General features: G+C 70.3%; 27 protein-coding genes, 5 tRNA genes and 1 pseudogene. 23 read left to right on the top strand and 10 right to left on the bottom strand.

The window, feature by feature from the left end:
• Nucleotides 1–252: 252 nt before the first annotated feature.
• On the bottom strand, nt 253–1,245 hold the full coding sequence (locus ACFRCG_RS35790) for a protein NO VEIN domain-containing protein (protein WP_380039323.1): 993 nt from the start codon (nt 1,243–1,245) through the stop codon (nt 253–255).
• Nucleotides 1,246–1,904: 659 nt separating this feature from the next.
• Between ACFRCG_RS35790 and ACFRCG_RS35785 the strand changes: the two genes are divergently transcribed.
• Together ACFRCG_RS35785 and ACFRCG_RS35780 are read left to right on the top strand one after the other, a co-directional pair.
• Entirely contained in the window at nt 1,905–2,108 is a 204-nt protein-coding gene (locus ACFRCG_RS35785) for a hypothetical protein (RefSeq protein ID WP_380039320.1), read from the top strand.
• A gap of 473 nt (nt 2,109–2,581) precedes the next feature.
• Entirely contained in the window at nt 2,582–3,124 is a 543-nt protein-coding gene (locus ACFRCG_RS35780) for a GntR family transcriptional regulator (protein ID WP_380039318.1), read from the top strand.
• Here the strand turns inward: ACFRCG_RS35780 and ACFRCG_RS35775 are convergent.
• Both ACFRCG_RS35775 and ACFRCG_RS35770 read right to left on the bottom strand, forming a co-directional pair.
• Complete coding sequence (locus tag ACFRCG_RS35775) at nt 3,065–3,613, bottom strand: NUDIX hydrolase (protein ID WP_380039316.1); 549 nt, start codon at nt 3,611–3,613, stop codon at nt 3,065–3,067. The genes ACFRCG_RS35780 and ACFRCG_RS35775 overlap by 60 nt on opposite strands.
• 18 nt (nt 3,614–3,631) lie before the next feature.
• On the bottom strand, nt 3,632–4,897 hold the full coding sequence (locus ACFRCG_RS35770; RefSeq protein ID WP_380039314.1) for a helix-turn-helix domain-containing protein: 1,266 nt from the start codon (nt 4,895–4,897) through the stop codon (nt 3,632–3,634).
• Between the two features lie 587 nt (nt 4,898–5,484).
• Here ACFRCG_RS35770 and ACFRCG_RS35765 point away from each other — a divergent pair.
• The 15 genes from ACFRCG_RS35765 (at nt 5,485) to xerC (ending at nt 16,029) form a co-directional block, all read left to right on the top strand.
• Nucleotides 5,485–5,814, top strand: a complete 330-nt coding sequence (locus ACFRCG_RS35765; protein ID WP_380039312.1) for a hypothetical protein — start codon at nt 5,485–5,487, stop codon at nt 5,812–5,814.
• Nucleotides 5,811–6,305: a hypothetical protein gene (locus ACFRCG_RS35760; RefSeq protein WP_380039310.1), complete on the top strand. Its 495-nt coding sequence runs from the start codon at nt 5,811–5,813 to the stop codon at nt 6,303–6,305. The genes ACFRCG_RS35765 and ACFRCG_RS35760 overlap by 4 nt, the downstream gene beginning before the upstream one ends.
• Nucleotides 6,302–6,628 carry a DUF6303 family protein gene (locus ACFRCG_RS35755; RefSeq protein WP_380039308.1) on the top strand — a complete coding sequence of 109 codons (327 nt, stop codon included), beginning with the start codon at nt 6,302–6,304 and terminating at the stop codon, nt 6,626–6,628. Before ACFRCG_RS35760 ends, ACFRCG_RS35755 begins: the two co-directional genes overlap by 4 nt.
• On the top strand, nt 6,625–7,560 hold the full coding sequence (locus ACFRCG_RS35750) for a DUF2637 domain-containing protein (protein WP_380039306.1): 936 nt from the start codon (nt 6,625–6,627) through the stop codon (nt 7,558–7,560). Before ACFRCG_RS35755 ends, ACFRCG_RS35750 begins: the two co-directional genes overlap by 4 nt.
• Complete coding sequence (locus ACFRCG_RS35745; RefSeq protein WP_380039304.1) at nt 7,557–7,862, top strand: hypothetical protein; 306 nt, start codon at nt 7,557–7,559, stop codon at nt 7,860–7,862. The genes ACFRCG_RS35750 and ACFRCG_RS35745 overlap by 4 nt, the downstream gene beginning before the upstream one ends.
• Nucleotides 7,766–8,350 carry a plasmid transfer protein TraA gene (traA, locus tag ACFRCG_RS35740; protein WP_380039302.1) on the top strand — a complete coding sequence of 195 codons (585 nt, stop codon included), beginning with the start codon at nt 7,766–7,768 and terminating at the stop codon, nt 8,348–8,350. The genes ACFRCG_RS35745 and traA overlap by 97 nt, the downstream gene beginning before the upstream one ends.
• A 15-nt stretch (nt 8,351–8,365) precedes the next feature.
• Nucleotides 8,366–10,441, top strand: a complete 2,076-nt coding sequence (locus ACFRCG_RS35735) for a hypothetical protein (RefSeq protein WP_380039300.1) — start codon at nt 8,366–8,368, stop codon at nt 10,439–10,441.
• A gap of 168 nt (nt 10,442–10,609) precedes the next feature.
• Nucleotides 10,610–10,843 (top strand): hypothetical protein, encoded by a 234-nt coding sequence (locus tag ACFRCG_RS35730; RefSeq protein WP_380039298.1) that lies wholly within the window; start codon nt 10,610–10,612, stop codon nt 10,841–10,843.
• Nucleotides 10,844–11,018: 175 nt separating this feature from the next.
• On the top strand, nt 11,019–11,702 hold the full coding sequence (locus ACFRCG_RS35725; RefSeq protein ID WP_380039360.1) for a DNA cytosine methyltransferase: 684 nt from the start codon (nt 11,019–11,021) through the stop codon (nt 11,700–11,702).
• A complete protein-coding gene (locus ACFRCG_RS35720) occupies nt 11,699–11,926 on the top strand; it encodes a hypothetical protein (RefSeq protein ID WP_380039296.1) in 228 nt (75 codons plus the stop codon). Before ACFRCG_RS35725 ends, ACFRCG_RS35720 begins: the two co-directional genes overlap by 4 nt.
• Before the next feature lie 23 nt (nt 11,927–11,949).
• Nucleotides 11,950–12,786: a DNA primase gene (locus ACFRCG_RS35715; protein WP_380039358.1), complete on the top strand. Its 837-nt coding sequence runs from the start codon at nt 11,950–11,952 to the stop codon at nt 12,784–12,786.
• Nucleotides 12,787–12,831: 45 nt separating this feature from the next.
• A complete protein-coding gene (locus ACFRCG_RS35710; protein WP_380039294.1) occupies nt 12,832–13,044 on the top strand; it encodes a hypothetical protein in 213 nt (70 codons plus the stop codon).
• 103 nt (nt 13,045–13,147) lie between these two features.
• Nucleotides 13,148–14,332, top strand: a complete 1,185-nt coding sequence (locus ACFRCG_RS35705) for a DUF3631 domain-containing protein (protein ID WP_380039292.1) — start codon at nt 13,148–13,150, stop codon at nt 14,330–14,332.
• A 276-nt stretch (nt 14,333–14,608) separates the two neighbouring features.
• On the top strand, nt 14,609–14,803 hold the full coding sequence (locus ACFRCG_RS35700; protein ID WP_380039290.1) for a helix-turn-helix domain-containing protein: 195 nt from the start codon (nt 14,609–14,611) through the stop codon (nt 14,801–14,803).
• Nucleotides 14,800–16,029 (top strand): tyrosine recombinase XerC, encoded by a 1,230-nt coding sequence (gene xerC / locus ACFRCG_RS35695; protein WP_380039288.1) that lies wholly within the window; start codon nt 14,800–14,802, stop codon nt 16,027–16,029. Before ACFRCG_RS35700 ends, xerC begins: the two co-directional genes overlap by 4 nt.
• Nucleotides 16,030–16,129: 100 nt before the next feature.
• Here xerC and ACFRCG_RS35690 read toward each other — a convergent pair.
• Both ACFRCG_RS35690 and ACFRCG_RS35685 read right to left on the bottom strand, forming a co-directional pair.
• A tRNA-Val gene (locus ACFRCG_RS35690) sits at nt 16,130–16,201 on the bottom strand.
• Between the two features lie 103 nt (nt 16,202–16,304).
• Entirely contained in the window at nt 16,305–16,796 is a 492-nt protein-coding gene (locus tag ACFRCG_RS35685; protein WP_380039286.1) for a TIGR02611 family protein, read from the bottom strand.
• 365 nt (nt 16,797–17,161) lie between these two features.
• Here ACFRCG_RS35685 and ACFRCG_RS35680 point away from each other — a divergent pair, with 365 nt between their 5' ends.
• Entirely contained in the window at nt 17,162–17,575 is a 414-nt protein-coding gene (locus ACFRCG_RS35680; protein ID WP_026218464.1) for an SsgA family sporulation/cell division regulator, read from the top strand.
• 466 nt (nt 17,576–18,041) lie between these two features.
• Here ACFRCG_RS35680 and ACFRCG_RS35675 read toward each other — a convergent pair whose 3' ends face one another.
• The 4 genes and pseudogenes from ACFRCG_RS35675 to ACFRCG_RS35660 all read right to left on the bottom strand — a co-directional run.
• Entirely contained in the window at nt 18,042–18,590 is a 549-nt protein-coding gene (locus ACFRCG_RS35675; RefSeq protein WP_380039283.1) for a hypothetical protein, read from the bottom strand.
• A gap of 212 nt (nt 18,591–18,802) precedes the next feature.
• Nucleotides 18,803–19,543: a GNAT family N-acetyltransferase gene (locus ACFRCG_RS35670; protein ID WP_380039281.1), complete on the bottom strand. Its 741-nt coding sequence runs from the start codon at nt 19,541–19,543 to the stop codon at nt 18,803–18,805.
• 160 nt (nt 19,544–19,703) lie between these two features.
• Nucleotides 19,704–20,528: an aminotransferase class IV gene (locus ACFRCG_RS35665; protein ID WP_380039279.1), complete on the bottom strand. Its 825-nt coding sequence runs from the start codon at nt 20,526–20,528 to the stop codon at nt 19,704–19,706.
• Nucleotides 20,529–20,800: 272 nt separating this feature from the next.
• A pseudogene (locus tag ACFRCG_RS35660) lies at nt 20,801–21,814 on the bottom strand (chorismate-binding protein); the annotation flags it as partial.
• 321 nt (nt 21,815–22,135) lie between these two features.
• Here ACFRCG_RS35660 and ACFRCG_RS35655 point away from each other — a divergent pair.
• The 5 genes from ACFRCG_RS35655 to ACFRCG_RS35635 all read left to right on the top strand — a co-directional run bounded on the left by ACFRCG_RS35655 (nt 22,136) and on the right by ACFRCG_RS35635 (nt 24,943).
• Nucleotides 22,136–24,250: a DUF4328 domain-containing protein gene (locus ACFRCG_RS35655; protein WP_380039277.1), complete on the top strand. Its 2,115-nt coding sequence runs from the start codon at nt 22,136–22,138 to the stop codon at nt 24,248–24,250.
• A gap of 285 nt (nt 24,251–24,535) precedes the next feature.
• A tRNA-Gly gene (locus ACFRCG_RS35650) sits at nt 24,536–24,608 on the top strand.
• 49 nt (nt 24,609–24,657) lie between these two features.
• Nucleotides 24,658–24,731: transfer RNA gene (locus tag ACFRCG_RS35645), tRNA-Cys, on the top strand.
• A gap of 36 nt (nt 24,732–24,767) precedes the next feature.
• Nucleotides 24,768–24,839 (top strand) — tRNA-Val (locus ACFRCG_RS35640).
• Between the two features lie 32 nt (nt 24,840–24,871).
• A tRNA-Val gene (locus tag ACFRCG_RS35635) sits at nt 24,872–24,943 on the top strand.
• Between the two features lie 48 nt (nt 24,944–24,991).
• Here ACFRCG_RS35635 and ACFRCG_RS35630 read toward each other — a convergent pair.
• Nucleotides 24,992–25,981, bottom strand: a complete 990-nt coding sequence (locus ACFRCG_RS35630) for a helix-turn-helix transcriptional regulator (RefSeq protein ID WP_380039275.1) — start codon at nt 25,979–25,981, stop codon at nt 24,992–24,994.
• Nucleotides 25,982–26,049: the final 68 nt, after the last annotated feature.

Here is a 26,049-nt window from a genome sequence, read left to right as displayed (position 1 = left end):
GGCGGTACGAAAACTGCGGCGGTGCGGTCGTCCATGGCGGCCCGACACCATCGACACGGCCGGGCCCACGCCGTGAGAGCGCTCTCACAACGTGCTCAGGAGCCTGTCCTGCCCCATCACCCTTGTCAATACTTCAAGGACCCCACACCCACCCCGAGCCCAAAAACCCACCGAACGCCCAGAAGCCCCGGACCACTTTCGTGATCCGGGACCTCTCGGCCCCACACGACACGGTCGATTTGAACCAGGGTCCTAGGCAGGGCCGTCGAGACTGTAGTGGTACTGAGTCGCGGTGGCTCGCTCGAGAGCGATGACCCAGGGGTCCCACCACAGTTCGGTGCCACCATCGGCGGTGACATCGTCGCCGGAGCGGTCCACAACGATCCCGTGAACGACGAAGAGAGCGGGGTTCGGGTAGGAGAGCGCGTGCCGGACTTCGTTGGCGGTCAGATGGACACCTTCCGGGGAGCCGGTCATGCCCTTGACTTCAACGTGTTTTTCGACGCCGTCCTTGTGGCACGTAAGATCCCAACTGCTGGTGTTCGCGACTACGCTCACGTCCCAGCCCTCGGCGCGATAGTGAGCTTCGGCCAACCGCATCGCCCGCATCTCGACGGCTCGATTGGCCGCACTGTCCGACGAACGACCCTGCCCTCGAGCCGACTTACGCCCCTGGGCATCGGGTGCCCCCGATCGGTACGGTGCGGGGTCGGGAACATCGGTGGCTCCGACGCCTGTGTCGACCTCGACTTCGTGGGTATTCGAGATCTCGACGGTCTCCGGCCGGATGAGCATCTGCTCGAGCCGTTCGGCGTCCCCGGCAGCCGGGACGTTCACAGTGAGTCGGAGACGTCGGCGCTCGTTGCCCCCTTTCGCACCCGGCTTCGCTCCGATCTTCTTCTGCGGACCCGTCAGCGACAGACGCAGTCCCCTGAAGTCCTTGACGGTGTACAGGTCGACGGCACGCCAGGCCGGCGAGAGCACACGCCGCTCTTCCAAAGGAAGTTTCTTGAGCGCGGTGTTCCTGCTGTCCACCGCAGCATCGAGCAGTCGGCCGTGTAGGCCGCCGAGTCGGCGAAGCAGTATCTCGAGCGCCTGCGTGTAGTCCCGGTTCCGAGGCACGCCCTTGCCACCGCCCGCCGAAGCGAGCACCACGTCGTAGTGGTGAGGCTCCGCATGTCCCGGCGTTGCTTCGACGCTGAAGCCGGCGACGAGCGGACGACCGAAGTCGTCGAACACGGCCATGTTGTCTCCTTCGAAACTGCCAGGCGATACGTCCCTCGGCCATTCGACACGACGACTCCGACAGTCCTCACGGCTCCGCGTGCCTGGACACCGGTAGAGCCACGCCTCACAGCGCCCGGAACGCCCGAACCGAACGGTGATCCGGCAAGTGGCCGAGACGCCGGCACTTCCGCTGCGGGCCGGGAAAGTCCCGTTCGGGAACCGCCTCACCTGTACGGGCTCAGACCGCGGCGGCGGCCCGCACATGCCGGCCACCCAACCCTGTACGTGCCCCAGGGTGTGCCACGCACGGCTGCCACAACCACCGATCGGGCCGGCATCGCCGCCGCCTTGGGCGTGGGCCTTGTAGTCGCCACCGCGCACGGGTGCCCTTCGCGCGACCCAACGCAGGCAGGATGTGCATGTGGGGCACCTCGCTTCACGCTCGCTCGGCGGGATGCACTCAGTGCTGCGGCCCGCCCTCAAGCACGCCCGACGTCGGAACAGGGTGTTGCGGGAGGCCGCCGAGTTGGTCACCGTGACCGAGGGCCGCCCCGAGCGGCCGGGCGCTGAATCTGTAGCAGACGAAAAACGTCGTCCTGGCCGTCGGCGTCGACGGGGATTCCGGACGATCGTGACGCGGGCCGGCCTGTACCCCGCGCGAGCTTCGACCAAGCTTCGTGTCGCTGCTGTCCGAGCACGGTATCTCGCTGGAGGTGATCGCCTGGGTGGTCGGTCACGGCAGCAGCACCACCACCGAGCTGGTCTACCGCAAGCAGCCAACGCCGGATATCGCGCCAGGAGCCGAAGCCATGGATGCCATCTTCATCGAGGCTTCGGAGGACGCGTCGGACGGGGGCGGCGCGGCGCACGACGAGGGCTGATTCCGCCTCGGTGGCTCCCTGTTTGGCTCCCGAACACGCGGAAGGGGTATCCGCGTTGACGCGGATACCCCTTCTGAGCTGGTGGGCGATACTGGGATCGAACCAGTGACCTCTTCGGTGTGAACTACCCGCGTTATGGTCGCTGAAGGCTACAGCGCAGGCCAGACGCCATGTCGGGTCTCTAGCGGGGGCGTAGAGTCGCTGCGGCTGCTGTACTTTGCTGCGGTATCGCAAGCGGCACCCATGGCTCCGCCTCGGGGTTCGACCTTACTCAGCCGGTATCGACCGGCGGCCGGAGAGGGACTTCCAGTGCCTCCCTGGTGACAGCACAGTCTGTGGAGTTCTGCACAACGCGGGGAGGGTTCGCAGGTCGGGGAACTAGGTATTTTGGCGTCATGGACGGCCTTACGCCCGTGAGGAGGCTCCGTGCACGTGGGGACGGGCTCACGGCCGCGTGAACGAGGGGAGCGTAGGTGAGTAGCGCCAGTCTGCGCGGCTACCGTGCGATCGCTGACGAGTTGGGTCGGCGAATTGCCGAGGGCGTGTACGCAAGGGGGACGCCTTTGCCGACCGAACCTGAGCTGATGACCGAGTTTGGCGTGGCACGGGAAACGGTGCGTCGGGCGATCAGCGTTCTTCGCGAGGATGGGACCGTGGTCTCCGTCCATGGCCGAGGCCATTTCGTCACGGGTGGCGACCATGCGGCGATACGCCCCAAGCACGAAGTGATCGCTCTGGGAATTCGCGAACGGATCGCCCGGGGGCTACTCAAGCCTGGAGAAGCGATTCCTACCGAACTACAGGCGACTGTCGAATTCGGAGCCTCTCGGACGGTAGTTCGAGCCGCCTACGAGCAACTGGAAGCCGCCCGCATCGTCGTCAAAGATGGACGGAAGGGGCGCTTCGTAACGGGCGAAGCACCGGTTCTTGTCCAGGCACTCGGGGCAGCGACGAAGTCATCGGGCCTCGGAGGTGAATCGGTGGATGCCCAGGTAGTACGTAAGCGCGGTCAGTGATGGGCCGTCCGGCACGCTGCCGTTCGCGATGAGTTTAACGACGTCGTCCTGAGGCACCCATTCCACACGCGATGCCTCACCAATGTCCGTCGGTTGACCGATGCAGGACGAGCCGGTCGCGTGGAATGCGGTGAAGCGCATGGTCGAGATGCCGCTGATCGCGTTGTAGGAGGTCATTGGTGTGATGTCTCCGGGGCGCCATCCGGTCTCTTCTTCGATCTCCCGGCGGATGGCTTGCTCGGGGCTTTCACCGGGATCGGACCACCCCGCGGGTACTTCCCATCCCCATTCGTCGGTGATGAACCGGTGTCGCCACATCAAGAGAATTCGTTTTTGGTCGTCCGTGACGACGGCGGTGTTGGAGGCTCGTGGAAAGGTCAGAACGTGGTGTTCGACCCTGCCAACACCGGGGATATCGACGTCGTCCAATCGGACGTTGACCCAGTCGCTCTCGTATACGAAGCGACGTCCGTGGATCGTCCAGCGCATTTCATCACGTCCTTCTGACTAGGCGTTCCACTCTTCGCGGGTCTGTTCCGCCACCGCTGCCACCGCTGGAAGATCCTGTCGTGGCGCCAAGGCGTGCCGCACCTTCTGTACCCGATCCACGATTGGTCTGACGATAGAACTTCGTGACAGATCCAGCGCCGTTCCCAACAGGCGGGCAGCCTCTTCGAATTCCCCCTCGGCCACACGGCATTCCGCCAGATCGAGGGTCAGCAGTGCTCTTCCCTTGTGGTCAGTTCGCGCTCGCGCATGGATCGCCTTAAGTAGCAGTTGGGACGAAGTCTCTGGGTCATTCAGTAACAGATGGGAACTACCTGCGAAACCGTCGAGCCGGGCCTCATCGAAGAAGTCAACCCCGCTGGGCGGAGCGGCATCTGCAAGAAGTTCGCGGGCGTGGTCGAGTGCCGAGAGAGCGCCGCCGCGCTCCCCATTGGCCGCCAATGCACGCGCCAAGAGCGCTGAAATCCATGCGCGGCGCCTTTCGTTGGCGGAGTTTTGCGCGAGGCCAGCGGCCTGTCGGAGAAGCGCGAGTGCGTTTTCCGAACCGGGGCCGTAGTACGCGCCGATGCTTTGCATCGTGCACAGCCACGCCGTGAGTGCATCGTCTTCGGCTTCACGTCCTGCCACCTTGCCCGCGTCGAAGAAGCTGTTCGCCTTCCACTCCTGTCCCATGTCCAAGTACAGGTTGCCCGCGAGGCCAGCCAAGACGCCCATGACCCGAGTGCAGTCGCGTTGCACCCGCAGGGATTGCGGTTGCTGGAGTACGGCCTGCAACCGCTGCATCTGGCGCGAGACCGCCGGGAGGACGGCGCCGGGCGGGGCCGACGGGTATCCGATCGACAAGTCCAGGGCGGCCTTCTCCAGGTGGAGGACCGCCTCAGCGCCGATCGATGAGCGCGTCAAGGTGCCCACGAGTTCCCACGCTTCGGGCCCTTCGGGTTCGGCAATGCTGGGATGCGCGGCAGAGACGGGGCCACACGGAGCCAGTCCCAGCGCCATGCGGGCGTCGTCCGGCATCGACAACGCCCGCGCGATCCGCTCTATGAGGTCGATGGAGGTAACCCGTCGAGTACCGGACAGGATTCGGCTGACCTCGGCCTGACTCAGGTCGGCCGCGTTCGCCAAGCGCGTTTGGCTCGCCCCCGTGTACTTGACCGCGACCTTCAGAACACCCCCAAGTGAGCGAGTGCGAAGCGCTTCGCGCATCTCCGGGCGGGCCCACACGTGCTGCGGGACTTCGATCGGATCGAGTGCATCAAACTGCATGTCGGCGCTCCTCACGTCGCACCACGGCTGCGTACCTAGGTGCCGCAACACTTGGCCAGACCCACTCTCGCGCACCTTGACTCCTCGTCATATGACACCTGCTCATGGGGCGCGACTCCCTTCACGGGTGATCGTAGAGCCCAGGGAAGCGCTACTTCAGAAATCAGCAACAGAGCCTTGACGGCGCTCCCCAAGCATGCCGACTATGTATGTAGTCGTCTAGGCCAAGAGGCAAGCAAGACAGTCCCAATGGCCTTTGGGTTCGGCTGTGTTGACGCATCGGCGAACCCGAACCACGCACCACAAGGAGCCCGGGACAGAGCGGGCTGAGGGCACCGGATCCCTGGTCAACCGGATGGCATTGAGGCCGAAAGGCCATGTCCCTGCCTACCAACAGGAGCGCGTTCGTTCCTGGAAGGGGACACAGCACGAGTGCTCTTGGTCCTCGACGCGCGCTACATCGGCGCGTCGGGGGCCAAGGCCACTCGTCTCTCGGGACGAGGCACACCGACGTGTGCCGGGGCGCCCGCTTCCGGCAAGTCGTCGGACGCCCCGTGGGTCGTTTCTCCAGTAAAGGGAGTACGACCGTGAAAGACATTGTCGTTGGTCGCCATGCGGCCACGATCGCCGAGTTTGCCGAGTTGGCATTCGGCGTGGATTTTGCCCTGTTCGACGGGGAGCCCGGTGAGTCGGCGGAGGAGGAGGCGGCGCGGCTGGACGCGGCGCGGGACATCCTCTCCGACTTGTGGGCGAAGGATCGCGAACTCGCCCGCCACGTCGAGCGGCTGCTAAGCGCGCTGCGGACCGTGGATGCGGGGACGTGGGTGTGCGCGGAGATGTTGGCGCTCTCGTCCGCCCCGCTCGGCCCAGTGGGGCCGGTTGACGTCGGGGAGTGCGAAGGGGCGTGGGCGGCGTGACGCCTCGGGAGTTGGTGGTGTGGCCGATCGCGCACATGCCGCGGTGGTCGCCGAGTGCGCACACGCTCGGTCTGGCCCGCCGGGCGTTGGCCGCGGTGGGGTTCCGCGTGTTGACGGCGGCGCCGGTCCTGATCGCGTTCGTCGGGGGTGTCGGGTCCGCGTTCGTGCCGGGTTCGCTCGTCCCCGGGCCGTGGGTCCTGCCGGTGGCGGCCGTGACCGTCGTCGCCGTTACGGCCAGCCTGGACCTGCTCCTGGTCGCCTCCTGGGCGGGCCAGCGCAGTGTCCGCGATCGGTGCGTGTTGTGGGCCCACGGGATCGACGAGTGGGCGCGGGGCGCCCGATCCGGGCGGCCGGTCGCGGAGTTCGCGACGCGGGCGGCGCTGGTCGAGGATTTCGTGGACCGACACGGCCCGAGCGATGGGTGGCCGGCGGAGACGTGGGCGGAGTTCACGCACCGTCTGGAGCATGCGGTCTCGGCGGGTGTGCGATGACCGATACGCGGATCGAGGCCGGATGCCGGGTCGACGGCGGCGTGACGTATCGGGCGCACCTGTACTTCCAGGACGGGCGTTGGTGCTTGTTCGTGCCGGTGTCGGGGCCGGTGTCCGACTGGCCCCGGCACCGCTTCGCCCGGAGGTCGGCGGTGCCGACTACGGCGGTGCGTTCACGGGTGTTGAACGGGCTCGGGTTCGTGTTCACGGACGGCGCCGAGTGGGCCTGGATCGAGGACACAGAGGTGCCCGGTGACGACACGTCGCCGGTGTGTCTGAGCGCGGCGATCGTGGTCCGCCGGGCGGACGGGGGTGCACCGTGAACGCCGCTCAACTGCGTTCGGCGGAGCGGGCGTTGAACGTGGGTTCGTGGCTGATCGTGGCCGGCGCGATGCTCTACTCGGTCCTGACGGTCACCCCGTTGGCCGCGGCGCACACTCCGGCGCGGTGGGCGTGGACGGCGCCGATTCTGCCGTTGGTGGTCGATGCCGCGGTGGTGATCGTGGTGCGTCTGGATGCCGCGCTGGCCCGGGTGGGCGGGCACGGCGGTGGGTGGCCGGTGGTGCTGCGGTGGATGACGGGCCTGATGACCCTGCTTTTGAACGTTGCCGACAGTGCGTTGCGCAGGGATCCGGTCGGGGTCGCCGTGCACGCCGTGGCGCCGCTCCTGCTGATCGTCACGGCGGAGACGGGATTGGCGTATCGGCGGGCGATCACCGCCGCTCAGGTCGCGTTGAACGAGCGTGAACGGGCCGAGCGCGAGCGGCGCGAGACGGCCGCGGCCGAGCGCCGAGCAGCGGCCGAACGGGCGCGGCGCGAGGAGCGCGAGCACCGGGCATCGGTGGCGCGTGAACAGCGTGAACACGAGGTCCGGTTGGCGCGTGAGCAGGTGGAGGCGGCCGAGCGTGCGCTTCGGGAGGAGCGCGAGGCGGAGCGGGCCGAGGCGGCCGACCGTGAACGCCGTGAACGCGAGCGTGAACAGCGTGAACGCCAGGCCGCCGAACACGCGGAGCGCGAGCGTGCCGAGCGGGAACGGGCCGCTCGGGAGCGGGCCGAGCGTGAACGCCGTGAACGGGCCGCCGTGTTGGCGATCGACCCGGCCGAGGGGAAGCTCTCGGAGGAGCGGGCGCGTACGGTGGTGCGCGCCGCGTTCGAAGAAGGCCACCCGGTGCGCCCCGCGGCCGAGTTGTGTGGCTGGTCGGTGGGGTGGGTGTCCGCCCGCTACTTGGAGTTGCGTGAGGACCGGGCCGCGTGAGCCGGCCCCCGATCGTCGGTGCCGACCTGTGGTCTGCGGTGGCGATCCGCGAAGGCGGGACGTGCGGCTGCACCGGCCGGTGCGGACGGCGCCACGCCGACAGCGGCGGGCGGTGCGATCGGTACGACGGCCTGATCGTCGGCCCGCGTGACCTGTCCGTCTCGCTCGCGGTCGCGGTCGGGTTGCCGGCCGCGGACCTGACGACGTGGTGCGAACGCTGCCACGGGCCCGCCGTGACTGCCGCGACGAAGACCGCCGCGGCTGCGCGTGCCGCGCACATCGAGACGGACGCGCTGTTCTGACCGGCTCCTCTCACTCCCGGACCCGCGATCGGCGGTCCGGGTGTGGGGGAAGCGGGGTCAGCCCCGCTCGAATCCATTCACCACGCTCAAGAGGGAGGGGCCCGATGGCCCAGCAGCGGCGTAGGAGTACGGCCCAGGACGTCCTGGGTGATCCGGAGTTCGTGACGAACAAGAGCATTCGCGACTACTGCAACGGCGGGCGCCTGTTCTGCCGGGACGGCTCCCTCGAACTGGCCATGGCCGCGGAGGAGTTGTACGCGGTCCTGTCGCAGATCGCCCCCGTGGACGCCCTGCTTGCCGGGCGTGCCGGGCGGAAGCGGGCGAAGGACACGTCCAAGCACTTGATCATCGCGGCGGAGGCGTTGAAGTACGCGGCCGGGTCGATGGCCAAGGCGTACGCGAGCTTCCAGAAGAACTACGCGGCCGAGTTGCAGGCCGCCGGGGTCAAGTCCAAGCCGGTCAAGCCCGCGTTCAAGTTCGAGGCGTAAAGGAGGAGACGCATCGTGGCAAGGAAATCGAGGCGTTCGCGGGCGACGGCGGTGGTGGCCACCGCCCCGCTCGATCAGGCCGCCAAGCACCTGACCAGCCGCGCGGCACCGTTGCTGCCGCCGTGGATGGTCGCGGCGGGTCTGACGATTCCGGCGGCGCTGGCGCACGACACGATCGGCACCAACCCGGCGGCGACCGCCCTGATCGGCGCAGCCGGTGCCGGGATCACGGTCGCGGCCTGGTCGGAGGCGTCGAAGCGCTCCCCGCGACTGCGGGCCATGGCGACGGTGTCCACCGGGGCCGCTTCCGCCTATCTGACGGCCGCGACCGTGGCCGGGCCGACGTCGCCGAACGTGGCCCTGCTCCAGGCGCTCGGCGGGGGCACCCTCGCTCTGTGGTGGAATCTTCGCCACGCCCTGCGCAACAGCGGCGCCGAAAGCGTGAGTGACGGCCTGTTCGAGATGGTCGGGCTCGCCCGGACGCAGGTGGTCAAGGGTGAGGTGGTCGCCGGTGAGGTGAGCGCGGAACTCCAACTCCCCCGGGGCGAGATGGTGCCGGACGACGTGCAGAACCGGATTCCGCAGATGGCGTCCGCGCTGGGCACCTCGCCCGCGGCGATACGTGTGACGCCGAACCGGGACGACCACTCGCGGGTGACGCTGTCGGTGACACCGGTGGATCACCTGCGCAAGTCCGTGCTCTACCCCGGGCCGTCGCTGCCGGGCCAGTCGATCGCCCGCCCGATCCGCCTGGGCGTCTACCAGGACGCGCAACCGTTGGAGTTCTGGTTGCCGGGCACCGAGGACCGCGACCACCCCCGCCCGCTCTCCCACCTGCTGACCACCGGCATGAGCGGATCCGGCAAGTCCGGAAGCCTGAAGGTGCTGCTGACCGAGGCGATGACGCGCTCCGACGCGGTGGTGTGGTTCGCGGACCCGTCCAAGGGCAGCCAGAGTGTGGGCGCCATCCAGGGCGGCCTGGACTGGTGCGAGACCACACCGCAGGGCGTGAGCGCGATGCTCGACGTGCTCCCGGTCGTCGTCAAGGCCCGCGCGGACCTCCTCGGGCGCCTGGGTTACGCCCAGTGGGAGCCCGAGTGCTGGACCAAGCACCGGATCCCGCTCCTCCTGATCCATTTCGAGGAGTCGGCGGACGAGGCGGTCGCCGATCACCCGAACGTCGTCCCGGTCGCCCAGCAGGCCCGCTCCACCGGAACGGTCCTGTCGTTCTCCCTCCAGCGTGCCTCGTTCACGGGCATCTCGACGGAGGTGCGGGCCCAGTTCGGAACGTCCCTGATCTTCGGCGTCAAGGACGACGGCGACGCGTTCACCCTGGACGGCGCGGCCAAGGACGCCGGGGCATCGCCCGAACAGTGGGCGGCCGAACGCCCGGGGATGCTCTACCTCCAGGCCCCGGGCGTGGACCGCGAACGCTGGCCCGTGCCCGCGCGAGCGTTCCGCCTGCCCGAGGACGAACAGGTACGGAGCCTGATCGCCGCCTACGCCGTGGTCCGCCCCAAAGGCGTGGACGCGGCCACGGCGAAGGCCGCCGGACCCCGCTACGCGGCCTACAAGGCCCGCGCCGCCCGCAGGGGTGGGGAAGAGTCCACCGGCCCGGGGCCGTTGCGGGCCGCTCTCGCCGAACACCCGCGCGTGCCCACCCGCCCGGACGAAGCGGAGATCGTGGAAAGCGAAGCCGCAGACGACACGACCGAGTTCGAGGCCGGCGGGCGGCCGTACGAGGTCGACCACGAAAGCGACCTGGACGCGCAGGCAGATCCCGACAAGGAGATCGAGGAACCCTCCAGGGTGATGCAGGTGTCCGAGCCGGAGTTCGCAAGCGGTCGCTCCACCGAGGACGCTCTCGCCGAGATGGCGACCATCCTGGACGAGTTGCGGGCGCGGGGCGAGGCGGTGTGCGCTCCCAAGGACTTCCCGCGGGCCCGCGTCGGACGTCACCGCAGTTGGGTCTCGCGTCGCCTCGCCGAGTGGGCGGACGACGGCCGGGAGGTCGCCGAGAACCCCGGCGGAACGATCGGATCCTGGCTCATCATCCCCCGCGACGACGCGTTCGAGGACTACGCCGCGTAGCCGTGCGGCGGGGTGTGCGCACGCATGCGGAAGCCGTGCGCACACCTGTGGCCCTCGCGCGCACGCGCGCGCGTTGACCTGCACTTTCGCCCGTGCGCACACCCACACGCGTGCACACACCCACACCCACACACCACTACACACCGTGACGAGAAAGGCAAGGCTGTCATGGCGGACGAGAAGACGACCAAGCACACCTGCAACAGCGGACGCGGCCCCACGTTCGGCCGCAAGACGGCGGGCTGCCCCCGCTGCGACGAACTGATCGCCGGGGCGAAGCCGGTGGTCTGGCGCGAGAGCAACAAGCAGCGCGACGCCCGGATCGCCGCCGACATGCGTACGCGCAGGCACGACTGCCGCGCCTCGGGGTGCTCGATCGTCTGCACCTCCGGCGACTGGTGACCCCACCCCGGGACGACCGTCCATCCGCCAAGACCGGCGGTCGCCCCGGGCCCAACCCGAACCCCACAAGGACCCGGAAGGGACCCCCAGCATGACAAACAATCACGCGCGGATCATCCGCACCTGCCAAGGCAGCGGGTACGAGTGGTACACCGCCCGCTGCTCGCGTGGTCTCATGAGCGTGCGACCGCGCCTGCTGGACCTGTTCTGCGGTGCCGGCGGTGCCACCCACGGCTACCGGCTCGCCGGATTCCACGTCACCGGCGTCGACATCGCCGAGCAGCCGAACTACTGCGGAGACGCATTCGTCCGCGCGGACGCGATCGAGTACGCCCAAGCGCACGCCGCGGACTTCGACGTCGTCCACGCCTCCCCACCGTGCCAGGACGCGTGCTCGCTCACCAAGGGGACCAACCGCGGACGCACCTACCCGCGGCTGATCGCCCCCACCCGCGACGCCCTCACCGCGGCCGGCGTGCCGTTCGTCATCGAGAACGTCGCCGGCGCCGAACTGCGCAGGGATCTGCGGCTGTGCGGCGAGATGTTCGACCTCGCCGTCATCCGACACCGCTACTTCGAGGTCCACGGCGCCGCCGTCACCGCACCGGCGCACCGGCCGCATCGCGGACGCGTCGCCGGCATGCGCCACGGCGAGTGGTTCACCGGCCCGTACTTCGCCGTCTACGGCGACGGGGGCGGCAAGGGCACCGTCGCCCAATGGCAGGCCGCCATGGGCATCGACTGGACCGACGTCCGCCGCGAACTCGCCGAAGCCATCCCACCCGCCTACACCCACCACATCGGCACCGACCTCATCGACGCGCTCACCACACGCACCCGAGAGGAGACGGCCGCATGAACCCGCCCCTCACGCCCGACGACGGAGACGTCAACGACGAGATCAACCGTGTGATCGCGGAAGCCCGCGAACTCCTGTTCACGGCCGATGCCCTGCGCTCCGTCGGGCCCGACGACACGGACCAGGCCCTCGCCATCATCCACAGCGAGTTCGGCCCGTTCCCGCCCGGCACGGCCTTGACGGAACGGATCGAACGGGCCGCGCGCAAGTGGGGCCTCTCGTGACCGGCCACCTGCACACCGCTCTCATGCTGGCCGCCTCCGGCCTGCCGGTTCTGCCCCTGCGGGCAGGCAAGGTCCCCTTCGGGAACTGCCCCGCCTGCACGGGCTCGGCCTGCGGCGGCCGACCGAACATGAAGACCGCCGGTCCCTGCAAGTGCCCGCGCGTGTGCCACGCCTGGGCCGCCGCGACCACCGACCCGGCCGTCATCGCCTCCCCGCCGTGGGCGTGGGCCTGGGCGCGGGCGGTCGCCGTCGCCTACCACCCCGGCGGCGCCGGATACACCGTCGTGGACCTGGACGACCGCGACGCGATCGAGTGGGCCCGCGCAACCCTTCCACCCACGCGGGTCGTGGCGACCACCCGCGGCGAACACTGGATCTACCGGGGCGCCACCCGCTCCGCCAACCACGTCCGACCCGGCGTCGACATCAAATCCCGCATGGCCTACGCCCGTTGGCTCGGACTCGGAACCGGACACACCACCGCACTGCCCTCGGTCGTCCGAAGCCTGGTGGACCGGGAAGGACAAGAAACCACCCGGCCCGGGGGCGGGGTGGACTCTTCCTCCCCGGCGCGGTCCGGATGGACGCGCGCGGTAGCCACCGGATGCCGCCACACCGAGCGCTACATCCGCACCGGCCTCGAACGCGGACTCGCCCGCATCCGCGCCCACACCGAAACCGGCGCCGGATCCAGCGCCTATGGCGTCGCCCGCTTCCTCGCCAAACAGCACGCCCGATGCCCTGGGCCGTGCGGGCTCGATGTGCTGGCCGAGGACATCGTCACGGCCGCCGTCGGGGTCGGCGTGCCCGAGCACTACGCGCGCCGAGCCGTCCGCAACGGACTGCACGCAAGCGCCTGAACCATCCCACCCGCACACCAGCCACCCGAGGAGGGTCGCTCCGCCATGGCCGAGTTCCACATCGAGTTCAAGGACGCCGCGGGCAACAAACGCGGCAGCCGTTTCTTCAGCGAACCGACCGACACCCACGCCCTGACCACCGGACGCGAGCTGCTCACGTCCGAGCACCGCAGCGACAGGCGCATCGTCCTGGCCACCATCTCCCGCCGCGTGCTCTTCCCCAACCGGGCCAAGGAGATCGCCGACCTGAAGGTCTGACGCCACGCCGGGGCGGCCGATGAGTCACCGAACCCGCCGACCGCCCCGGCCCCGTCCGACCCGACGTCGACCGACGCCCCATCAGCGACAGGAGAATCACCGCATGAGCGACACCCCGACCATGATCGACGGGGCCGAACTGCTCGATGAGGTCGAGCGGTTCCACCGCAGGTTCAACGTGTTCCCCACCGAGGCCGCCTACGTCGCCGTCGCCCTGTGGGACGCGCATGCGCACCTGATCGACGCGTTCGACGGCACCGCCCGCCTGGCGTTCCTGTCCCCAGAACCGGGATCGGGCAAGTCCCGCGCGCTGGAGATCGTGGAGACGCTGACCCCGAACGCCGCGATAACCGTCAACGCGTCCGCCAACGCCCTCTTCCGGCTCGTGGAGGCATCCCACGGCATGCCGACCCTGCTCTTCGACGAAATCGACACCGTCTTCGGCCCCAAAGCCGGAGACAACGAACCGGTCCGAGGATTCCTCAACTCCGGCTACCGACGCGGCGGAGCCGCCCTGCGCTGCGTCGGGGACGGCTCGAACCAGACCGCAGGCTGGTTCTCCTCGTACTGCGCCGTCGCCATGGCGGGCCTGGGCTCGTTGCCGGACACGATCCTGACCCGCTCGGTCATCATCCGCATGCGCAAGCGCGCACCGAACGAGAAGGTCTCGCCCTACCGGCGCCGCCTCCACGAGAAGGAGGGACACGTCCTGCGGGACCGACTCGCCGAGTGGGCCGACACCGTACGGGACGCGGTCGCCGACGCCTGGCCGGAGATGCCCGAAGGCGTCACCGACAGGCCCGCAGACGTGTGGGAACCCCTGCTCGCCGTCGCCGACGCGGCCGGAGGACACTGGCCCACCCGCGCACGCGCCGCATGCGTCGACCTGGTCAACGCCGCACGCGACGACGACGAGGCATCCGTCGGAATCCGGCTGCTGACCGACCTGCGCGACCGGGTCTTCCGCGGCGCCGACCGCATGCCCACCACCGCCATCCTCGAAATGCTGCTCGCCCTGGACGACGGCCAGTGGGCCGACGTGGACGACAAGCCCCTCACCTCCCGCATGCTCGCCCGACTGCTCGGCCGGTACGTCACCCCCGCGAACAAGCCCATCAAGCCCCGCGTCATCCGAACCGCCTCCGGAACCCCCAGGGGCTACTACGCGGAAGACCTCACGGACGCGTGGATGCGGTACTGCCCTCCCCCACCCCCGGAGATGCGCAACATCCGCAACGCCGCAACACCGCAGGTCAACAGGGGCGAATTCGTTGCGGATAGCCCGTAGGCATCCGCAACACAGCCCGCGAAAGCGCCACACCCTGGCGTCGAGCGCCGGGCCGAAGTACCGCCGGACAGGTGCCGCCGCGCCCCGCGTGTAGCGGCACCTATCCGCAACACCACCGCTATCCGCAACAAATCCGAGCCTGTGACCTGCGGTGTTGCGGTGTTGCGCATGTTGCGGATCTGGGAGGAAGGGGGACGGCGGCACCGCCCGCCGCCGACCCTCGCCCTCGCCCTCTTGTTCTCTCGTCTCGGAGGAACTGTGTCTTCCGTTCGAACCGTGATCGAACCCAAGTGGTACACCGTTGACGAAGTCGCCCTCATGCTCGGCTTCGGTAAGTCCAAGACCAAGAACCTCATCGCCACCGGTCGCCTGAAGTCTGTGAAGGACGGGCGCAACCGGAAGATCATCGCGCGCTGGGTGGATGAGTACGTGCAGTCCCGTATCGCGGAAGTCGAGGGTGCCGACAAGTGAGTGCGAAGCGCCACAACGGCGAAGGATCCATCTACCCGTACCGGAACGGCTACGCGGCCTACGTCTGGGTTACAAAGCCCGACGGGACCCGCGACCGCAAGTACGCCTACGGCAAGACGCGCGAGGTGACCCACGAGAAGTGGCTCGCGCTGCACGCCGCCGCCAAGGCCGGCCCCGTCGCGACCAAGTCCCCGACCGTGGGCCAGTACCTCGAATACTGGCTCAAGGAGGTCGTGGAGCCGCACCTGCGGCCCACGGCCGCCGCGACCTACGAGTCCCACGTCCGCAACCACATCGCTCCTCACCTGGGCACCAAAGCCCGCGACAAGCTCACCGTGCGGGATGTCCAGACGTGGGTGAATAGCCTCGCGGAGCTGTGTCAGTGCTGCGAGCAGGGCAAGGACGCGGCGCGGCCGGAGGAGAAGCGACGGTGCTGCGCGCTCGGCAAGGCCGACTGCTGCGAGCAGACCCTGTCCCCTCGCTCGATCCGTGACATCAGGGACGTGTTGCGGTCGGCACTCGGGAACGCGGTGCGCGAGGAGGTCTTGTCCAGGAACGTGGCCGCGTTCGTCCGGGTGAGCGGCGCCAAGCGGAGCAAGCGCAAGGCCAAGCCGTGGACGGCCGAGGAGGCGAAGAGGTTCCTGGAGTCGGCGCGCAACGACCGGGATCCGCTGTTCGCCGCCTACGTGCTCATCCTCGTGTTGGGCATGCGCAAGGGCGAGGTGCTGGGCCTGACGTGGGACGTGGTCGACCTCGACGTCGGGGAACTAGACGTTCAGCGGCAGCTTCAGCGCGTCAGGCGGCAGTTGCTCCATACCGACACGGCCAAGACCGAGGCATCCGAAGTGCCGCTTCCGCTCCCGGACATCTGCGCGACCGCCCTGCGGATCCGGCGGAAGCAACAGGAGGAGGACAAGGAAGCTGCGGGCGAGGTGTGGGAGGACCGGAACTTCGTCTTCTCCACGCGCCATGGCACGCCGTACGAGCCGAGGAACTTCAATCGGAGCTTCGACGCCCGGTGTGAGAAGGCGAAGGTCCGGCGCATCACGGTGCACAACACGCGGGACACGTGCGGCACCCTGCTCGTGGCGCTCGACGTGCATCCGCGCGTGGTGATGCGGATCCTCCGGCACACGAAGATCGCGGTGACGATGGAGATCTACGCCCAGGCCCCGGACGAGCAGACGCGCGAGGCTCTGCGGAGCCTGGGCGAGTGGCTGGACTGACCTTCGGCGAAAGCTCTTCGGGGCACCCGTTGCGGTACTTCGCTGCTGGCGGCACGACAAAGCCCCGGATCATTTTCATGATCCGGGGCTTTGACCTGCGTGGGCGATACTGGGATCGAACCAGTGACCTCTTCGGTGTGAACGAAGCGCTCTCCCGCTGAGCTAATCGCCCGGGTGCAGGGAGAACATTACCGCATGGGTGGGGGCGGTTGTGACCGCCCTCCGCGGGTGGGGCGCGGGGGCCGCTTGGGGCTTGTGGGCGGCTCGCTCGGGGGTCAGAACGGGAGGGCCATGCCGTATTTCCACAGGTACAGGGCCACCGCGGCGGCGATCAGGAGCAGGCCGATCGCGAGCATGATCATGTTGCGGCGGCGGGTCCTGGGGTCGAGGGCGCGGGTGGCGGCCCTGGTGACCTTGTCCTTGGTCCACAGCAGCGTGCGCTGGGCCCAGACGAATTCGGTGCCCAGGACGGCGAGGCCGAGGAAGATGACCGCCCAGCCGGGACCGGGCAGCGGGAGCATGATGATGCCGCCCACGATGATCGCGAAGCCGATGATGGCGACGCCGATCTGCCAGGTCATGTGCAGCGGCTTGGAGCGCTTGATGAAGGCCGGCGCGCGGGAGCCGAATGGTTTCGCCTCGGGCGCCCCGGTGGGTGTGTCGGCCTTCGTCGCGCCCTCGGGTGCCGCCGCTCCGGCCGGGTCGTCCCGGTCGGGGGTGGGCTTCCCGCCGGCGTGCGCGCTGTTCTCCGCGACCCCCGTGTCCATCGTCCGTCTTCCTCTCTCGTCGTACCGGCCGTCGTCCACCGGATGCCTCCGTTCGCCCGGGGCCGGCGCCGACCTCGGCCCGACCTGGCTTGACAACGCTACAAGGGGGCAGAGGTTCGGTGCAGACCCTACGGTCGGGGACCGACCCGGGCGGGTCGGTCCGGGCGATCGGAGCGACCCGATCCGATCGCCTGTTCCCTTCCGGAAATCATGCGGGCGAACGTTACACCCCCGCATCGCTCTTAAGGAGTACCCAGACGCCCGTATATCGGGCAGAGACGTTTACAAGAGGTCCGCAGGTGGGATGTTGCGAACGCCGACGTGCGAATCCCCGAGCGCACACTGAGCGAAAGGCCATGGCGCTTATGAACACCACGGTCAGCTGTGAGCTGCACCTGCGCCTCGTCGTCTCGAGCGAGTCCTCATTGCCGGTCCCCGCGGGACTGCGCTACGACTCGTCGGACCCGTACGCCGTGCATGCGACCTTCCACACGGGTGCCGATGAGACGGTCGACTGGGTCTTCGCCCGCGATCTTCTCGCCGACGGGCTGCGTCAGCCCTCGGGCACCGGCGACGTTCGTGTGTGGCCCTCTCGGAGCCACGGACAGAGCATCGTCTGCATCGCCCTCAGCTCTCCGGAGGGCGAGGCCCTGCTCGAAGCGCCCGCACGGGCCTTGGAGTCGTTCCTGAAGCGTACGAACGCTGCCGTGGCCCCCGGCAACGAGCACCGCTTCTTCGATCTCGACCGGGAGCTGTCGCAGATCCTCGCCGAGAACTGAGCTCTGGCACGGCGGACACGCCCCTGTCCGCGGCGCCGGGTTCACACGTCAGCGCTCCGCCGCACCCATCGTCCACACGGTGGGGGCGGCGGAGCGTTTTCACGTCCCGGCCGGTGCACGGCCACGCCGACGACCCCGAACCGCCCACCCGCCCGACGAACGGTCGGCCGAGCGAGCGCGCGAGTGGCCTGGTGATCCGAATACGCAGCCGACCCGGGCGCGCCACAAAGAAAGCGCGCATTCGAACACATTTTCCGGCACGGCGCGCGTCGCATAGGCCGCGACTCGGGCAGGGCTATCCCGCCGCATAGGCATCGCGTCGGCACGGGCACAACCGCGTGGGAATGCGTTCACATTCACCATCCCCGACCGCGCCCGTTGTGCGCGGACACGGATTAGCACCTCACGCTGACCCGCGGTGACCGACGGTATCCCGGGGAAATCCGCAAATCGGGATTCCCCGACTTCAGATCCCGCGCCTGCGCAACAGTTCCTCGATCTCCGCGAACTCGTCGTCGCCCCCGCTCGCGCGCGAGGACCGCCGTGAGCGCGGCGCGGCGGCCGGCTTCGGCTGTCGGCCGCGCGGCGGCGCGCCGCCCGAGCCGCCCGCTCCCGCCGCCGGATCGCCACCGCCGAGCAGCGCCGCCAGGTCGGACGAGGTGGTGGAGGTGATGGAGGTGGTGGACGCGGTGCCGCTCGATTCCGGGGACTTCTTCTTTCCGCCGACCATGCGGGTGATCATCAGCAGGATCACGGCGAACGCGAGGATCGCGACGCCGCCCCACGCCTTGAGGCCGAAGGCGAGGTCGGTCGCCCAGTCGGCGACCGCGCTGCCCACCCGGCGGCCCAGCGTGGCCAGGCCGGTCAGGTACAGGCCGATCGGGAACAGCGCCGCGGCGGTCCACCGCGTCGCGTTCAGGAAACGTCGTTGGCGAGCCTTTTGTACCGCGATGACCAGGCCCAGGCCCGTCAGCGCCATGCACAACGCGCCGGTCACCACATCTGCGCCGGACATGCGCTCGGCCTCCTCGTTCGAAACCTACGAAGCTTCGTTGTCGGTCGGCGTCGATCGGGATCGGTCGACGGCCGTTGCCGTCCTGCCTCCATCGTGGCCGTCTCGCTCCTCGAACACCACGATCGACGGTCGGTTCGGTACTGGGGGAGGACTCCGACCGACTCATCTCCTCCCCGTGGAGTAGATCCAGGATCAGGGATGTTCCCGACTTCTCACAGGATGGGTTTCCCCCAATAACGCGTACGCGGCGCGAATCGAGCCCCGGTGAGCACCTTCGTGAACTCCGGGGTGCGGGCCTTGTCGGGCAGGTCGATGGCCAGCTCGGGCAGCCCCTGGGTCGCCGTCACGTGGCCGGCGGCGCGCAGGAGCGTCGCGGCGGCCTCCGGGTTGCGCGCGGTCAGGGCCAGGACGACGCCGTGCGCCACCCACACCGCCGCACCGTCGCCCAGCGTGTACGGGGCGGGCGCGGTGGGGTGGTCGAGGCGGGCGTGCGCGCGGGCCCCGGCGGCGGGTTCGGACCACCCTGCCGCGCGCAACGTCGCCGTGTGGCGGTGCAGCTCCGCGGCGCACCACGCCTCGCGCTCGTCGGTGTCCATCATCCGCACCCCGTGCGGCAGGCCGGTGGCGCGCACCGGGGCCACCAGTCGGGTGCTGTCGGGCGCGTAGCCCAGGGCGGAGACCAGGCCCGTGGCCGCGCGGTTGCCCTCGGGCACCGCGGCGGCCATCCGGGTACAGCGCCGGCCGCGCATGATCTCCTCGGCCGCGAGCATCGCCACGCACCCGTGTCCTCGGCGGCGGCGCGACGGCAGCACCTGGATGTGCAGGATCCATCCGGTGCCGGTGCCCCACGGGCCGAGCGGGGTCAGGTGTACGCCGCCCACGGATCGGCCGTTGGCGCAGATCGAGTACACGCCGTCCCGGCCCGGTCCGGCCGGTCGCAGAGTGGTGGTCATCGCGTCCCCCCGCCTTGCCGATGTCGCGCCCCGTCATCGGCAGTGCTGCCCGCGCGCGGACCCGGTCAACCTGCGCCGGAGCGCCGACCGCGCGATCGCGGGCACGATCGGGGCGGCCGGCGCACCCGCGCGGGCGGGCCCGGGCGGGCCGGCGTCCGGGTCAGGGGTCGATGTCGGCGGCGGCGCGGGCGGCGAAGATCTCCATGGCCTTGCGGGTGAGCGGGCCGGGCGCGGTGCGGGTGTGCTCGTCGATCCGGTGCACCGCCTGGATGTCGCGCAGCGACGAGGTCAGGAACACCTCGTCCGCCTCGGCGAGCGCGCTCAGCGGCAGGTCGATCTCCTCGGCGCCGACCCATTCGAGGACCAGCGCGCGCGAGACGCCGGCCAGGCAGCCGGCCGACAGCGGCGGGGTGGCCAGGCGGCCGTCGAGGACCACGAACACGTTGGAGCCGGTGCCCTCGCACAGGTTGCCCGCGGTGTTCGCGAACAGCGCCTCGCTCGCGCCGTGCCGGGCGGCGTGGCCGAGCATCACCACGTTGTCGGCGTAGCTGGTGGTCTTGATCCCGGTGGTCGGCGCGTTCTCGTTGCGCGTCCACGGGACGGTGACCACGGCGGTGCTCTCGCCGCGGGGTTTGGCCGGGGCGAGGGCGACCACCAGGGTCGGCGTCGCTCGGCCTCGCTCGGAGCCCAGCGGCGAGCGGCCGCCCGTGTAGGTGATCCGCAGTCGGGCGATGCCCGGCAGCGGGTTGGCCGCCAGTACCTCGGCGCACGCGTGGCGCAGCAGGTCGAGGTCGGGGTCGGGCAGCCCGAGGCCGCGTGCGGAGCGGGTCAGCCGAGCCAGGTGCCGGGTCGTCGCGAATGCCTGTCCGTCCCGCGCCTTCAGCGTTTCGAAGACGCCGTCGCCGACGGTCAGCCCGTGGTCGTCCACCGGGATCACCGCGTGTTCGTCGTCGACGAGGCGGTCGTTCATCCAGATCCTGCTCATGCGCCCTCCGAGGTGTCCGCGGGGTTGTGTCCGACGCGATCCCGCGCGGCCCGATCCTGCCCGGTCCCGGGCTCGGTTGGGTAACCGGGGACGGCCGGCGCCGTGGACGGCGGGCGCTCGCCGGGGTGCTCCGGGGCCGTCGCGCGCTCGCGGGCGCCGATGTGCTCCGGGCTCGCGGGGTGCTCCCGGCCGCCGGCGTCCGCCGAGGCCGGCGAGTGCTCCGCCGCGGTGTCCGGCCGGTGCCCGACTCCGACCGGGTCCGCCCGGTGCTCCCCCTCCGCCCGGTACTCCCCCGTCGCGACCGCGAGCAGGTTTCGCGCCTTGAGGCGGGTCTCCTCCCACTCGCGCTGCGGGTCGGAGTCGTAGGTGATGCCGGCGCCGGTGCCGAAGCACAGGCGGCCGTCGCGGACGAAGAAGCTGCGTATGCCCACCGCGAGCGAGCCCTCGCGGCGGTCCGCGTCCACCCAGCCGATCGCGCCGCAGTAGGGGCCGCGCGGGACCGGCTCCAGCTCCTCGATGATGCGCAGCGCGCTGCTCTTGGGGGCGCCGCTGACCGAGCCCGGCGGGAACGTCGCGGCGAGCAGTTCGGGCCAGCCGACGCCGGGGGCCAGCGTGCCTGCGACGGTGGAGACGAGGTGGACCAGGCCCGGGTGCCGTTCGACCACGCACAACTCGGGCACGGTGACCGAGCCGATCGCGGCGGCGCGGCCCAGGTCGTTGCGGACCAGGTCGACGATCATCACGTTCTCGGCGTGGTCCTTGGGCAGCAGGTCGGCCTCGGTTCGGCCGGTGCCCTTGATCGGGCCGGAGCTGACCCGGTCCCCGACGCGCCGCAGGTACAGCTCCGGCGACGCGCACGCGACGTGGACGCCGTGTTCGGGCAGTCGGATCACCCCGGCGTACGGCGCGGGGTTGCCCAGCGCGAGCCGGCCCGCCAGGCCGACGATGTCGGCGTCGGCGGGCAGCGGGGCGCTGAGCATGCGGCACAGGTTGACCTGGTACACGTCGCCGGCGGCGATGTACTCGCGAATCCGGCGCACCCCCGCGCGGTACGCGTCGGCGCCGAGCGAGTCGGTCCACGTGTGGGCGGGCGGCCCGATCCACGGGGCGGCGGGCAGCGGGGCCGGGCGCACGTGGTCGAAGCGGGCGCAGATCGGGTCGCCCTCGAAATCGGCGACCACGGCCCAGACGCCGTGCGAGTCCAGGGCTGCCGGGTCGCGGGTGACATCCCGCAGTCCGGTGGCCAAGCGCCCGCCGAGGTGGGCGATGGGGGGAGGCTGGCTCACGTGTTCGTTCCGGGGTCGCGACCGCGGCACCTGCTTGAGGATCGGCGCGCGGGTCAGGACGCCATTGTAGGAGGCGGCCGATCGGCGCGGCCGGCCCGGGCGGCCCGGCATCGGCCGCCGCGAGCGCCCCCTCGCGCCGGTGCGACGCGCCCGGAAGTGCCCCGAATCGATTCCGCGTTCCCGTGTGACGCTCGGGCACGGCATGATGCGGCACGGGTGGATGGAACCCGGCGACCCCGAGACCGGCGACCACCCCTCCCGGTCGGTTCGCCCGACCCGTCGAAGTCTCCACCGCATCACGCGATCGAAGGACGTTCATCCGTGCACTGTTCCGCCTGCGACACCTGGTCTACGCGGGCCGACCGCTGTTCGTACTGCGGCGCCGTCCCGGCCGTCGCGCCGCAGCAGGCCGGCGCCGTGTCGGCCCCCGTGGTCGCCGGGTCGACCGCGGCCCCGGCGGCGCCCGCGGCGCCCACGCCGCCGGATCCGTACGCTCCGCCCGCACCCGCGCCCACCGGGGTGCATCCGGCCGGGGTGTATCCGGGCGCCTATCCGCCCGCGCCGGGTGCGTTCGCGCCGCAGGCGCCCTACGGCATGCCGGGGGCGTATCCGGCCTCGCCCTTCGGGGGCTGGATGCCGCAGCCGTTCCGCTCGCTGCGCGGGCTCGCCGTGACGTTGTACATCCTGCTGCCGCTGTCGGCGGTGTTCGCGGGGCTGTGCGCGGCGGCGTTCTTCCACCGGGCCGACGTGCTCCGGCAGATCGTCGACGCCGGCGACCTGGGTGTCACGGACTCGCTGCGCACCCGGGCCGAGGACTCGGACTCGCTGGTCGCTGCGGCGATCACGTTCCTGGTGTTGTCGATGATCGCGACGGCGGTGCTGTTCATCATCTGGATGTATCGGGCCCGGGCCAACGTGGACCTGTTCGGCCCGTCGAAGCAGCACCTGTCCACCGGGTGGGCGGTCGGCGGTTGGCTGGTGCCGGTGGTGAGCCTGTGGTTCCCGAAGCTGATCCTGCACGACGTGTGGCGCGCGAGCGATCCCCGGACCGCCGAGCGCGGCGGTCGTACGCCCGGGCGGCTGCCGCTGTTGTGGACCTGGTGGGTGCTGCTGGTCGGCGCGTCGGTGTTGTTCTTCGCGAGCCGGCTGTCCTACCCGCTGGGTGACGACATCGAGTTGTCGGACGCCGATCGGCTGCGGACCATCGACATCCTGTCGGGGGCCGCGGACATCGTGCTGATCCTCGCGGCGGTCGCGGCGATCTTCGTGGTTCGGAAGATCACCACGTTCCAGCACGAGCGCGAGGCGCTGGCGTTCGCGTCGGGGCTGGTCCCGGCTCCGGGAGCGGTGGGCGGTTTCCCGGCGGGGGCGCCGACGCCGTGGGCGGCCTATCCGGCGCAGGCGCCGACCGGGCAGTACTTCGCTCCGCCGGTGCCGGCCGCGCCCGGTGCGCCCGGCGGGTTCGCGCCGCCGGCGCAGACCGCGCTCGGCGCGCCGCCGGTCCCGCAGGCTCCGGTGGAGGGTGCGACGGCGGCTGCGCCGGTGCCCCCGGGCGAGCCGACGCCTGTCGCGTCCGCGCCGGCCGTGGCCACGCCGGTGGCGGCCCCGCCGCCGCGCCCCGCGGCTCCGCCGACGGCGGGGGCCAAGGCCACACCGGCCACCGCGGCCGAGTCAAGCGACGCGGACGAATCGGCGGAAGCAGCGCCGGCCGTTGTCCCGGCCGGCGAAGCCGAGTCGGTCGAAGCGGCCACAACCGTCGTACCGGCCGTTGAGGTCGGGTCGGCTGAAGCGGCGACTGCCGTTGTGCCGGCCGCCGAGGGCGAGTCACCTGAAGCGACCACAACCGTCGTGCCGGCCGCCAAGGGCGAGTCGGCTGATGCGGCGACGGCCGTCGTGCCGGCTGCCGACGGCGACGCGGCGACAACCGTCGTACCGGCCGCGGAGGCCGAGTCGGTCGAAGCGGCCACAGCGGTCGTGCCGGCCCCCGAGGGCGAGTCGCCTGAAGCGGCCACAACCGTCGTGCCGGCCGCCGAGGACGAGTCGGCTGATGCGGTGACCGCCGTCGTACCGGCTGCGGAAGCCGAGTCGGTCGAAGCGGCCACAGCGGTCGTGCCGGCCGCCGAGGGCGGGTCGGCTGGTGCGGTGACCGCCGTTGTGCCGGCTGCCGAGGGTGACGCGGTGACGGCTGTTGTGCCGGCCGTGGATGTCGAGGCGGCTGCCGGGCCGGTTTTGTTGGCGAAGTCGAGCGCGGGCGGGTCCGATGTGGTGGCGGGTGAGGCCGGGGCATCCGAACTGCCGCAGGTCCCCGCTCAGTCGCCGGCCGCGGTGGTCGAGCGTGCGTCCGACGCGAGCGCGGACGAGGTGCCGGTTCCCTCCGGTCCGGTGGATGCCGGGGCCGATGCCGAACCGGCGCCGTCCGGGGAGCGGCGCGGGTGATCTCGGGGGCCGGCGCTCGCACGATGGAGCGCGGGGCCCGGCCGCCGGGTGCACAGCGGTTGAACATCTGCCGTCGTAACGGCGGCCCAACGCGCCGGGCGGCCCCCCGTCGGCGCTCGCCGAAGGCCGGTTCGAACCCTCTCGGTTCGGGCCGGCCTCGGTCGTTTTCGCAGGTTGCGCGGGTCTCGCGGCGGGGTGCGCGGGGAATCGGTTTTTGTGATGGCCCTCGGATCCGCTAAAGTTCTCAACGTCGCCGGGACGCGGAAGCGCAACCCGGGTCGACAGGCGGACGTGGCTCAGTTGGTAGAGCATCACCTTGCCAAGGTGAGGGTCGCGAGTTCGAATCTCGTCGTCCGCTCGGAAGAAGTAGAGGAATGTGGTGGGCAACCACTATGGTTCCTTCACTTGGTGGAGTGGCCGAGAGGCGAGGCAACGGCCTGCAAAGCCGTCTACACGGGTTCAAATCCCGTCTCCACCTCCAAGAGAACCCGGGCCTGGTGCCGAGGGTGATCTGCCCGCGCGATTAGCTCAGCGGGAGAGCGCTTCCCTGACACGGAAGAGGTCACTGGTTCAATCCCAGTATCGCGCACGCTGTACAACCGTCGTACCGCTACACCACCCGCGCGATTAGCTCAGCGGGAGAGCGCTTCCCTGACACGGAAGAGGTCACTGGTTCAATCCCAGTATCGCGCACGGGCAGTACCGAAGGGCCGGAGGATCTCGATCCTCCGGCCCTTCGGCTTACCTCGGCGGATGTTCGTGCGGCGGGCTCGGTACGAAGTCGGGCGCGGCCAGCCGGGCCAGTCGCTCGCGCGTCGGCTCGTCCTGGGGCACGTAGACGCTCAGCCGCTGGCCCGGTGAGGTGGCGAGGTCGGTGGGCATCCCCCGGACGTGCAGCACCCCGACGTCGCGGTGGCGGAAGAATTTGGTCCGGGTGCGGGTGAGCGAGACCGGATGGGCCGCCCAGGTCGTCGCGAACTCGGGACTGGCGGCGATCAGTTCGTCGACGAACGCGGTCCACAGCGGATCGCCGACATTGCGCGCGTAGCTGCCGCGCAACACGCCGACCACGCCCGCGCACTCCTCCCGCCACTCGTGGAAGGGGTTGCAGCACGCGGGCCGGGTGAACAACTCCCAGATCACATTGCGTCGCTGCCTCGGCGCCGCCACCAGGCTCGGGAACATCCGGGCGTAGAGCGCGTTGTAGGCCAGCACGTCGTAGCGGCCGTTCAGCACCGCCGCCGGCAGCGTGGCGAAGTCGTCGAGGACGGTCTGGGTGTCCGAGTCGACCTCGTCCTCGGCGCGCAGCGTGGCCAGGCCCGGCACGCAGGCCAGCCGCTTGACGTGTTCGTACTCGACGCCGTCGAGCCGCAGCGTGCGGGCGATGCCGCCGATGACCTGGGCGCTGACGTTGATCGGGCGGCCCTGTTCGAGCCAGGTGTACCAGGTCACCCCCACGCCGGACAGTTGTGCGACCTCCTCGCGGCGCAGCCCGGGTGTGCGGCGTCGGCGGCCTGCGGGCAGGCCGACCTGTTCCGGGCTGATCCGCTCGCGTCGGCTGCGCAGGAAGGCGCCCAACTCGGCTCGGGAGGCGGCGCGTTCGGGGCGGACGTATTCCGGCGCGGCGCGCCCGGCGTCGGCGGTCGGGGCCGCTGTCGGCCCGATCGGCGGTTCGACCCGCTCCGGGGCGGCCGGGCGGTGGGTGGCGTCGGTACGCGGGCTGCCGTTCATCGACCCATCCTGCGCCGATCGTCGCCTCGATTGCCAGGTGCCTGGTGATACCGGGATAACCAGGCTAC

It is taken from the genome of Embleya sp. NPDC056575 (genome assembly GCF_042793325.1).
Taxonomy (GTDB): domain Bacteria; phylum Actinomycetota; class Actinomycetes; order Streptomycetales; family Streptomycetaceae; genus Embleya.
This window is presented reverse-complemented; position numbering and strand designations above follow the sequence as displayed.